Below are 9,015 nucleotides of genomic sequence, written 5' to 3' on the forward strand. Positions count from 1 at the left end.
TGAAGAATTCCTTCACATGGCGGCCGGGGCGACGACGGGCCGGCGGTCAGCCGACCGTCGAGCCGAACACCTCGTCGCGCACCGCGTCCAGGGCCGTGCGCAGCGCGCCGCGCAGGATCGGCTCCTCGGTCAGCCCGGTGCTGACCACCCGCGGCCGGACCAGCGTGATCGCGGCGACCTCGTGCTGCACCCGCTCGGCCAGCGCCGCGCCGCCGGCCTGCCCCACCTCGCCGGCCAGCACCACCAGCGGTGGGTCGAGCACCACGCAGGTGCTCGCCACACCCAGCGCCAGCCGGCGCGCCAGTTCGTCCAGCATCGGGCCGCCCGCCGTGCCGGCGGCGATCGCGGCGCGCACCGCGTCGGCCGCGCCGTCCGCCGCGAAGCCGTGCTCCGCGGCCACCGCACGGACCGCGTCGGCACCGGCGAGCTGCTGGAACGCCGGCTTGGCCCGCTTCGACACGTCGCGCGGGATGGGTACGCCGGGCACCGGCAGGTAGCCGATCTCGCCGGCCGCCCCGCTGCTGCCGTGGTGCAGCCGCCCGCCAAGCATGATGGCCAGACCCACACCGGCGTCCAGCCAGACGAGCACGAAGTCCGCCGTGCCCTGCGCCGCGCCGGACTGCGCCTCGGCCACGGCGGCGAGGTTCACGTCGTTCTCGAAGACCACCGGGGTGTGCAGGTCCTCCCGGAGCGCGGCGAGCAGGCCGCTGTGCCAGCGCGGCAGGTTGAACGCGAAGGTGATGTCGCCGGTGCCCGGGTCGACCAGGCCCGGGGTGCCGAGCACGATCCGCCGTACGCTGGACAGCTCGGCGCCCGCGCTGCTGGCCGCCTGGACCACGGCGTTGTGCACCACGCCGACCGGGTCGTCGGTGTCCTTCGTGGACTGCTCGACGCGGCCGACCACCGCCCCGGTGATGTCGGCGCAGGCGGCCACCACCCGCTCGGCGCCGACGTCCACGCCGACCACGTACGCGCTGCCCGGGCGGACCGCGTAGAGCTGGGCGTTCGGGCCCCGCCCGCCGGCCTGCTCGCCGACCCGGGTGACCAGGCCGCGCTCCTCCAGCCGTTCGACCAGCTGGGACGCGGTGACCTTGGAGAGCCCGGTCAGCTCGCCGATCCGCGCCCGGGTCAACGGCCCCTGCTCGAGCAGCAGCTCCAGCGCCGCGCGGTCGTTGAGCGCCCGCAACAGTCGGGGGGTGCCGGGCAGCCGGGTCGCACTCATGCCACGTCCTTTATTTTCAGTAAAGTTTGCTAACCACAAAACGCCTGCCGAGGGGTGTCCGTTAGCGTATCGGCCACCTCGATCCGGGGCCGTCGGACGACCCGGCAGGGAAAGGGGATACTCGTGGGGTTGGATCCAGGACTCCGCCGGCTCGCGCTGGGCACGCTGCTGGCGGCGTACCCCGGCCCGGTCCCGCCCGACTGGGCGGTCGACCTGCTCGCCGAGGGGCTCGCCGGGCACACCCTGTTCGGCACCAACATCCACGACCCGGCCCAGGTCGCGGCGACCACCGCGGCGCTGCGCGCCGGCCGCCCGGACGTGCTCATCGCGATCGACGAGGAGGGCGGGGACGTCACCCGGCTGGCGCACGCCACCGGCAGCCCGTACCCGGGCAACGCCGCCCTCGGCGCCGTCGACGACCCGACCCTCACCCGCCAGGTGTACGCGGCGATCGGCGCGGAACTGGCCGCCCTCGGCATCAACCTCGACCTCGCCCCGACCGTCGACGTGAACACCGCCGACGAGAATCCCGTGATCGGCACCCGCTCGTTCGGCGCCGACCCGGTCCGGGTGGCCGTCCACTCGGCCGCCGCGGTCGTCGGGCTCCAGTCCGCCGGGGTGGCCGCCTGCGCCAAGCACTTCCCCGGCCACGGCGCCACGGTCGCCGACTCCCACTACGAGCTGCCCACCGTCGACGTGCCACCGGCCGTGCTGCGCGAGCGTGACCTGCCGCCGTTCGCGGCCGTGGTCGACGCCGGGGTACGCGCCGTCATGACCGCTCACATCCGGGTGCCCGCGCTGACCGGCGACGGTCCGGCCACCTTCAGCCGGGCGGTCCTGGTCGACCTGCTGCGCACCGAGTACGGCTTCGCCGGCGCGGTCATCACCGACGCGCTGGAGATGAAGGGTGCCGCGCTGGCCGCGGGCGGGGTGGGACCGGCCGCGGTCCGCGCCCTGGCCGCCGGCGCGGATCTGCTCTGCATCGGCGCCAAGGTCGACGCCGACCTGGTGGAGCACGTCGTCGAGGAGATCGTCGCGGCGCTCACCGACGGGCGGCTGGACCGGGCCCGGGTCGAGGAGGCCGCCGGCCGGGCCGCCGAGCTGGCGGCCTGGACCGGTGCGGGCGGCTCCGCGACCGGGACCCCGGACGGCCTCGGCTACGCCGCCGCCCTGCGCGCGGTGCGCGTCGAGGGCGACGTCACCGGCCTGACCGCGCCGCTCGTGGTGCAGGTGCACGCCCCCTCCACCATCGCCGAGGGGCGGGTGCCCTGGGGGCTGGGCCCGCACCTGGCCGCGGCGGAGGTGGTCCGCGCGGTCGCCGGCGAGACCGACCCGGACGCGCTGCGCCGGCTCGCCGGGGACCGGCCCGTCGTGCTGGTCGGCCGCCACCTGCACCGGCTGCCCGGGGCCCGGGAGCTGGTCGACGCGCTGGCCGCCACGCACCCGGTGACCGTTGTCGAGATGGGCTGGCCGGGCGACTGGCGGCCGACCGGGGCACGAGCCTTCGTCACCACGTACGGCGCCAGCCACGCCAACGGCCGCGCGGCGGCACAGGTGCTCGGCCTGGCCGGCTGAGGTCTGCCCGGCCGCGTTCCGGGGTACTCGGGTCGGATGAGCGCAACCGAGCCCTGGCACCGGGCGCTGGCCGACCTGGCCTCCCGGTCCCACCGGGTGCCACCGGACGCGCTGTCCACGGCGGTTACCGAGGCGGTGCGCCACCTCGGCGTGGCCGTGACCACCTACCTGGTGGACGTCGAGCAGGAGCTGCTGCGCCCGCTTCCCGAGGCGGGTCGCCCGCTGCCGGAGCCGCTGCCGATCGACACGAGCCTGCCCGGCCGTGCCTACACCGAGGTGCGGGTGCGGGCCGGGCACGACGGCCGGCTCTGGGTGCCGGTGGTCGACGGCACCGAGCGGCTGGGCCTGCTGGAGGTCCGGTTGCCGGCCGGGGCGGACCCGGACGACCCGGCCCTCCGCGACGGCTGCCAGACGATCGCCGGGCTCATCGGGCACCTGGTGGCCAGCAAGTCCGCGTACGGCGACGGCCTGCAGCGCGTCCGGCGCAGCGGGCCCATGGCGGTCTCGGCCGAGCTGCTCTGGCAGCAGCTGCCGCCGCTCACCTTCGCCACCGACACGGCCGTCGTCAGCGCGATCCTGGAGCCCTGTTACGAGGTGGGCGGGGACGCGTTCGACTACGCGCTGGACGACGGCCGGCTCGCGCTCGCGGTGCTGGACGGGGTGGGGCACGGGCTGCCCGCCACGCTGACCACGTCGGTCGCGCTCGCCGCCCTGCGGGCCGCCCGGCGCACCGGCGGCGGGCTGGCCGAGCAGGTCGCCGCGGTCGACGCGGCCCTGCTCAGTCAGTGGCGGGACGGGCGGTTCGTGACCGCCGTCCTGGCCGAGGTCGAGATCGACACCGGCCGCGTCCGGTACGTCAACGCCGGGCACCCCGCACCGGTCCTGCTGCGCCGGGGACGGGCCGTACGCGCGCTGACCGGCGGCCGGCGCCCGCCGCTCGGTCTGAACCTGCCCGGCGGCGAGCCGGGCGAGGCCCGGCTGGAGCCGGAGGACCGGCTGCTGCTCTACACCGACGGCGTGACCGAGGCCCGCGACGCGGCCGGGGAGATGTTCGGGCTGCCCCGGCTGGCCGACCTCGCCGAGCGGCTCATCGGCTCGGAGCTGCCCGCTGCGGAGACGCTGCGCCGGCTGAGCCGCGCCGTGGCCGCGCACCGCGGCACCGCTTCCCGCGACGACGCGACCATGGTGCTGGTGGAGTGGTCCGGCGCGGCGGCGGCCCGGATGGAGCCCTGAGGCAGTTCAGCGCAGGCGGCGCCAGCCGGGTTCCACGGCGGAGCCGTCGTCGTCGCGTCCGCCCGGCCAGCCGAGCAGGACGTCGACCGCGGTGATCCGCAGAACCCGGGCCACCAGCGGCTGCGGGTCGGTCACCCGGAGGGTCGCGCCGCGACCGACCGCCTCGGCGGCGCCGCGCAGCAGGGCGGCCACGCCGGTCGAGTCGAGGAAGGCGACGCCACCGAGGTCGACCACGATCTCCAGCAGGTCGGGGCGCTCCAGCGCGCCGTCGAGCGCCCGGTCGAACGCCGGCGCCCCGGCCATGTCGAGGTCGCCGACCGGGCTGAGGACCAGCCGCCCCGCCCCCGCGTCCCCCGTACCGATCTCCATGATCCGCCCGTCCGCTCCGCCAACGCCGTCGCGACCATACCGGCCCGCACGCGGTCGGCGTACTTGAACGCGTTCAAAATCTGTCGTACGCTGAGCCCGACTTCGATTTGAACGTGTTCAAGAGAGGCGACGGGGATGGACGTGAAGGTCTGGATGTACCTGGCCTACCTTGCGGTCAGCATCGGGCTGACCGTGTGGGTGGCCCGGGCGCTCGCCCGCAACGGGCTGGTCTTCCTGGAGGACGTCTTCGCCGACAAGCGGCTGGCCGACGCGGTCAACAGCCTGCTGGTGGTCGGCTTCTACCTGCTCAACCTCGGCTACGTCACGGTCGCCATGAAGGAGGCCGACCCGGTGGGCACCACCAGCCAGGCGCTGGAACAGCTCTCCATGAAGGTGGGCTGGGTGCTGCTGGTCCTCGGCGCGCTGCACTTCTTCAACGTCTTCGCGCTGGGCCGCTACCGGCGCGGGCGGCTGCGCCAGCAGGTGGCCGCCCAGCCGCCGCTCGCCCCGGTCGGCTACCTCCCGCCGCAGGGCGGCCCCCGGCCGGTCGCCCCGACCGCACCGCCGGCCGGCCCGACACCGGGGCAGGCGCCGCCCGCCCCGCCTCGATGACGCTCGCCCCGGGCGGGCGCCCGACGGATCCCACCGGGCACGGGGCCGGTGGGATCCGCGGGTTCACCGTCCTCTACGACGCGCACTGCCCGCTGTGCCGGGCCGCCCGGCAGTGGCTCGCGTCGCGCGCCCAGCTCGTACCCCTGGAGTTCCTGCCGGCCGGGTCGGCCGAGGCCCGGCGGCGCTTCCCCGGGCTCGACCACGACGCCACGCTGCGGGACCTGACCGTGGTGGCCGACACGGGCGCGGTCTACGCGGGCGACGGCGCCTGGTTCGCCTGCCTCTGGGCGCTGGCCGACCACCGCCACACGGCCGAGCGGCTGGCCCGGCCGCACCTGCTGCCACTGGCCCGGCGGGTGGTGACGACCGCCTCCGCGGTCCGCGAGCTGGTCCGGGAACCCTGGCCGGACCCGGGATACGGTGACGACGATGACCGAGCAGACTGCGCCGACGACCGCTGCGGGTGGCCCGAGCACCGGGGCGACGGCCCGGGGTGAGCAGACCCGCCAGCTGATCCTGGACACCGCCATGCGGCTGTTCCGCGAGCGGGGGTACGCGCGCACCACCATGCGTGCCATCGCCCAGGAGGCCGGCGTGGCGGTGGGCAACGCCTACTACTACTTCGGCTCCAAGGAACACCTGATCCAGGAGTTCTACGCGGACACCCAGCGGGAGCACCGGCTCGTCGCCGCGCCGGCGCTGGCGCGGGAGCGCGACTTCGCGGCCCGGCTCGCCGCCGTGCTGCACGCCGGGGTGGACGTGCTGACGCCGTACCACTCGTTCGCCGCCGCCTTCTTCAAGACGGCGGCCGAGCCCACCTCGCCGCTCAGCCCGTTCTCCGCCGAGTCGTCCGGCCCGCGCGACGCCTCGGTCGCGCTCTTCCGCGAGGTGCTGGAGGGCTCGGCCGCCAGGGTGGACGACGAGCTGCGCGAGCAGCTGCCCGAGCTGCTCTGGCTCGGCTACATGGGCGTGGTGCTCTACTGGGTGCACGACCGCTCCCCCGGCCAGGCCAAGACCCGCCAGCTCATCGACGGCGCGGTCCCGCTGGTCGACCGGCTCGTGGGGCTGTCCCGGCTCCGGGTGCTGCGCCCCGTGACCCGCCAGGTGGTCACCCTGATCCACACGCTGCGTCACTGACCGCCGCGAGCGCCATCGCCGGGCCGAACCCCAGCTCAAGTCCGCAACCGGACAGGGGTCATCCGCTCCTCACCCCTTGCTCGACACGGGACCGACACATAGCGTTACCAGGGTCGGGACCTGGGGGGACAGGCCGCGGACCGTGGATCCGGCCCGGGATCCACGGTTCGCGCCGCCCGGTCAGCGCGGGAACACCCCGTACGAGGTCCAGCCGCGGTCGGGAAAGCCGGCCGCCTCGGCCACCCGCGCCGAGGCGTGGTTGTCGTGGTTGTGCAGGTAGGTGGGCACGGCGCCCTCGTCCAGCACGCGCCGCGCCGCCTGGGCCACCAGCCGCCGGGCCAGCCCCCGCCCCCGCGCCGCCGGTGCCGTGCCCACGGCCAGCTCGTGCCCGTACGCGTCGTGCCGCTTGATCCCCGCGCCGGCCAGGTACGCCCCGTCGCCGTCCCGGACCACCAGCACCTCGCGGTCGAACAGCCGCAGCCAGGGCGGCAGGCCCGGGGTGGCCGGCGCCACCCACTCACCGGCGTCCGGCAGCGGCGCCGGCGCGGTGCTCCACCGGAACAGCCCGGCGTGGGTGGTGAACTCGGGCGTGCCGACCGCCGCCGGCAGGGCGGCCAGCAGCTCGTCGCCGGGCCGCTCCCGGATCAGGTCCCGGACCACGGCGGCCCGGTCCGGCGGCACCGAGAGGAGCGCGCACTCCGGGGACGCGACGGCGACGGCCGGGCGCAGCCGCCCGTCCCAGGCCGGCCGGGCGCGCCGGTGCGACCGGACCACGTGCAACCCGGGGCCTGCCGGCCACTGCCCCAACCAGGTCGCCAGGTGCAGGAACAACCGCCGGTCGAGCACGTGATCATGGTACGCCGCGGCGCCGGATCCGGTGCGAGAGTTGGTTGAGGCGCCCGGCGGCCGGGTAGACGGTTCAGAACATCAGCGGCACCGCGGGAACCGGAGCCATCGATCCCGCGTCATATTCATTTCCATACATGTACAAGTTTCTCTGGGACGGTAATGGTCATGCCGAATCAGCCGAATGACCGGTACCAGCAGGACGCCGAGCAGCGCTGGCAGGCCGTCGAGGCCGCCGGGCGGTTCCCGGCGCAGGCCGACTACCGGGGGGCGCGCCGCAGGTCGCTCTCCTGGGCCGAGCTGAACGCGCTGCCGGCGGGCGCCTCCACCCGGCGTGGCCTCACCGCCCGCTGACGCCCGACACACCGGGGCGCTCCGCACCGAGCTTTCGCACACCTGTCCGGTACCGTCTTGTGGTCCCGAATTCCGGCCAACCACAGGAGAAACCCCGCGCATGGGCAAGAAGACGATCCACGTCTCCGACTTCAGCGGCCAGGTGCTGCGCCCCGACGACGAGGTGGTCAAGGTCGTCGTGCTGGAGCACCCGGACCTCGTCGCCGGGCCCGTGCAACTCGACGCCACCCCGCTCGAGGTGGAGAGCATCGACGACGCGGCGCTGGACGTGGCCGTCGTGGAGATCCACGACCGGCACGGCGGCGGCGAGCCGCGTCGCGTGGTGCTGACCGCCAGCGAGTTCGACGCGATGGCGACCGACGTGCCGATGGCGCAACTGCTGCGTACCGCCGAGCGGGTCAAGCCGCCCAAGGCCCGGCGCACCGCCGAGAAGATCGACTACGGCACCATCGAGCACGCCGGCAAGCCGCACCGCGGCCGGGTCACCGAGGAGGAGGCCCGGCTGGTCCGCGAGCAGCTCGACGAGGTGAACAAGCGCCTCGCCGACGCGGGGATCCGGCAGGTCGACCCCGCCGACCCGGAGCACGCGGCCCGCTACGGCTTCCCCGGCGCCTGACGCCACCGCGCCGGGCACGCGCCCCCGTGGCGCGTGCCCGGCACGGTGCGGTCAGGCTCGCTTGCGGGTGATCTCGGCGAGGGCGCCCTCCACCGCGTGCTCCAGGGCGGTCTTCTCCAGCCCGAGCCCGGTGAGCACGCCGTCGCCGCCCTCCTCCTCGAGCAGGGCGAGCAGGATGTGCTCGGTCCCGATGTAGTTGTGGCCCATCCGCAGCGCCTCCCGGAAGGTCAGCTCCAGGACCTTCTTGGCCCGCGCGTCGTAGGGGATCAGGTCGGGGACCGTCTCGGCCTTCGCCGGCAGGGTCGCCGTGACCGCCTCCCGCAGCCGCTCCAGGGGTACGCCCCGCGCCACGATCAGCGCGGCGGCGAGCCCCTCCGGCTCCGCCAGCAGGCCCAGGGCCACGTGCGCCGGTGTGATCTCGGCGTTGCCGGCGGCACGCGCCTCCTCCTGCGAGGACACCACCACGTTGCGGGCACGCGGCGTGAACCGGCCGAACCCGGCGTTCGGGTCGAGGGCAGCGGCCGTCTCGGCCTTCGCGGCCGACCGTTTCTGGGCGGCCTGCTTGCTCACGCCCATGCTGCGGCCGATGTCCGTCCACGACGCCCCCGACCGGCGGGCCTGGTCGACGAAGTGCCCGATCAGGTGGTCGGCGAGGTCGCCCAGGTGGTCCGCGACCAGGACGGCGCCGGCGAGCTGGTCCAGGGCGTCGCCGTGCACCTTCTTGATGCCCTCGATCAGCTCGTCGAGGCGTACCGGGTGGTTCATCTTCAGCGGCTCTACTTCTTCCGTCATGCGTCAACCATAGGTTGACGCCAACACACCGTCAACCACTGGTTGACGATCTTCCGGCTCCGGAAACGCCGCTGGCCGGCACCCCCTGTTCGGGGTGCCGGCCAGCGGTTCGTTGCGTGGGTCAGCTGTTCCAGTACTGGCCGACGATGTCGGCGGCCTGCTGCTCCCACTGGGCGTAGGCGTCGGGGTAGGCCGAGACCTGCACGGTCTGGGCGGCCTCGGTCAGCGGCATGTCCTGCCAGCCGTCGACCTGCTTCAG

11 protein-coding genes are annotated in these 9,015 nt (G+C 75.0%); 7 read left to right on the forward strand and 4 right to left on the reverse strand.

Features of this window, described 5'->3' with window-relative positions:
- Positions 1 to 46 precede the first annotated feature (46 nt).
- Positions 47 to 1,222 carry an ROK family transcriptional regulator gene (locus GA0070214_RS25525; RefSeq protein WP_091268979.1) on the reverse strand — a complete coding sequence of 392 codons (1,176 nt, stop codon included), beginning with the start codon at positions 1,220 to 1,222 and terminating at the stop codon, positions 47 to 49.
- A 123-nt stretch (positions 1,223 to 1,345) separates the two neighbouring features.
- Here GA0070214_RS25525 and GA0070214_RS25530 point away from each other — a divergent pair, with 123 nt between their 5' ends.
- Together GA0070214_RS25530 and GA0070214_RS25535 are read left to right on the forward strand one after the other, a co-directional pair.
- Complete coding sequence (locus GA0070214_RS25530) at positions 1,346 to 2,797, forward strand: glycoside hydrolase family 3 N-terminal domain-containing protein (RefSeq protein WP_091268981.1); 1,452 nt, start codon at positions 1,346 to 1,348, stop codon at positions 2,795 to 2,797.
- 36 nt (positions 2,798 to 2,833) lie between these two features.
- A complete protein-coding gene (locus GA0070214_RS25535; RefSeq protein WP_091268984.1) occupies positions 2,834 to 4,030 on the forward strand; it encodes a PP2C family protein-serine/threonine phosphatase in 1,197 nt (398 codons plus the stop codon).
- A gap of 6 nt (positions 4,031 to 4,036) precedes the next feature.
- Here GA0070214_RS25535 and GA0070214_RS25540 read toward each other — a convergent pair whose 3' ends face one another.
- Positions 4,037 to 4,399 carry an STAS domain-containing protein gene (locus GA0070214_RS25540; RefSeq protein WP_091268986.1) on the reverse strand — a complete coding sequence of 121 codons (363 nt, stop codon included), beginning with the start codon at positions 4,397 to 4,399 and terminating at the stop codon, positions 4,037 to 4,039.
- Between the two features lie 135 nt (positions 4,400 to 4,534).
- Between GA0070214_RS25540 and GA0070214_RS25545 the strand changes: the two genes are divergently transcribed.
- From GA0070214_RS25545 to GA0070214_RS25555, 3 genes are read left to right on the forward strand one after another with little or no spacing between them, the layout of a single operon-like run.
- Positions 4,535 to 5,011 (forward strand): hypothetical protein, encoded by a 477-nt coding sequence (locus GA0070214_RS25545; protein ID WP_091268988.1) that lies wholly within the window; start codon positions 4,535 to 4,537, stop codon positions 5,009 to 5,011.
- Positions 5,008 to 5,508 carry a thiol-disulfide oxidoreductase DCC family protein gene (locus GA0070214_RS25550; protein ID WP_091268990.1) on the forward strand — a complete coding sequence of 167 codons (501 nt, stop codon included), beginning with the start codon at positions 5,008 to 5,010 and terminating at the stop codon, positions 5,506 to 5,508. Before GA0070214_RS25545 ends, GA0070214_RS25550 begins: the two co-directional genes overlap by 4 nt.
- Positions 5,441 to 6,148 carry a TetR/AcrR family transcriptional regulator gene (locus GA0070214_RS25555; protein WP_091268992.1) on the forward strand — a complete coding sequence of 236 codons (708 nt, stop codon included), beginning with the start codon at positions 5,441 to 5,443 and terminating at the stop codon, positions 6,146 to 6,148. Before GA0070214_RS25550 ends, GA0070214_RS25555 begins: the two co-directional genes overlap by 68 nt.
- A gap of 180 nt (positions 6,149 to 6,328) precedes the next feature.
- On the opposite strand, the gene GA0070214_RS25560 is transcribed toward GA0070214_RS25555, so the two are convergent.
- Entirely contained in the window at positions 6,329 to 6,994 is a 666-nt protein-coding gene (locus tag GA0070214_RS25560) for a GNAT family N-acetyltransferase (RefSeq protein WP_091268994.1), read from the reverse strand.
- 168 nt (positions 6,995 to 7,162) lie between these two features.
- On the opposite strand from GA0070214_RS25560, the gene GA0070214_RS25565 reads away from it, so the two are divergent.
- Together GA0070214_RS25565 and GA0070214_RS25570 are read left to right on the forward strand one after the other, a co-directional pair.
- Positions 7,163 to 7,348 carry a DNA repair protein gene (locus GA0070214_RS25565; RefSeq protein WP_091269050.1) on the forward strand — a complete coding sequence of 62 codons (186 nt, stop codon included), beginning with the start codon at positions 7,163 to 7,165 and terminating at the stop codon, positions 7,346 to 7,348.
- A 100-nt stretch (positions 7,349 to 7,448) separates the two neighbouring features.
- Complete coding sequence (locus GA0070214_RS25570; protein ID WP_091268996.1) at positions 7,449 to 7,964, forward strand: hypothetical protein; 516 nt, start codon at positions 7,449 to 7,451, stop codon at positions 7,962 to 7,964.
- Positions 7,965 to 8,015: 51 nt separating this feature from the next.
- Here the strand turns inward: GA0070214_RS25570 and GA0070214_RS25575 are convergent, their stop codons facing one another.
- Positions 8,016 to 8,756: a Clp protease N-terminal domain-containing protein gene (locus GA0070214_RS25575; RefSeq protein ID WP_091268998.1), complete on the reverse strand. Its 741-nt coding sequence runs from the start codon at positions 8,754 to 8,756 to the stop codon at positions 8,016 to 8,018.
- Between the last annotated feature and the right edge of the window lie 259 nt (positions 8,757 to 9,015).

The sequence above is a fragment of the Micromonospora chaiyaphumensis genome, assembly GCF_900091435.1.
Classification (GTDB): domain Bacteria; phylum Actinomycetota; class Actinomycetes; order Mycobacteriales; family Micromonosporaceae; genus Micromonospora; species Micromonospora chaiyaphumensis.

Excerpts from the sequence above, each read along its gene's own strand:
- GA0070214_RS25525 (WP_091268979.1), bottom strand. The coding sequence starts at position 1,222 with ATGAGTGCGACCCGGCTGCCCGGCACCCCCCGACTGTTGCGGGCGCTC.
- GA0070214_RS25535 (WP_091268984.1), top strand. The coding sequence starts at position 2,834 with ATGAGCGCAACCGAGCCCTGGCACCGGGCGCTGGCCGACCTGGCCTCC.
- GA0070214_RS25540 (WP_091268986.1), bottom strand. The coding sequence starts at position 4,399 with ATGGAGATCGGTACGGGGGACGCGGGGGCGGGGCGGCTGGTCCTCAGC.
- GA0070214_RS25545 (WP_091268988.1), top strand. The coding sequence starts at position 4,535 with ATGGACGTGAAGGTCTGGATGTACCTGGCCTACCTTGCGGTCAGCATC.
- GA0070214_RS25550 (WP_091268990.1), top strand. The coding sequence starts at position 5,008 with ATGACGCTCGCCCCGGGCGGGCGCCCGACGGATCCCACCGGGCACGGG.
- GA0070214_RS25555 (WP_091268992.1), top strand. The coding sequence starts at position 5,441 with ATGACCGAGCAGACTGCGCCGACGACCGCTGCGGGTGGCCCGAGCACC.
- GA0070214_RS25565 (WP_091269050.1), top strand. The coding sequence starts at position 7,163 with ATGCCGAATCAGCCGAATGACCGGTACCAGCAGGACGCCGAGCAGCGC.
- GA0070214_RS25570 (WP_091268996.1), top strand. The coding sequence starts at position 7,449 with ATGGGCAAGAAGACGATCCACGTCTCCGACTTCAGCGGCCAGGTGCTG.
- GA0070214_RS25575 (WP_091268998.1), bottom strand. The coding sequence starts at position 8,756 with ATGACGGAAGAAGTAGAGCCGCTGAAGATGAACCACCCGGTACGCCTC.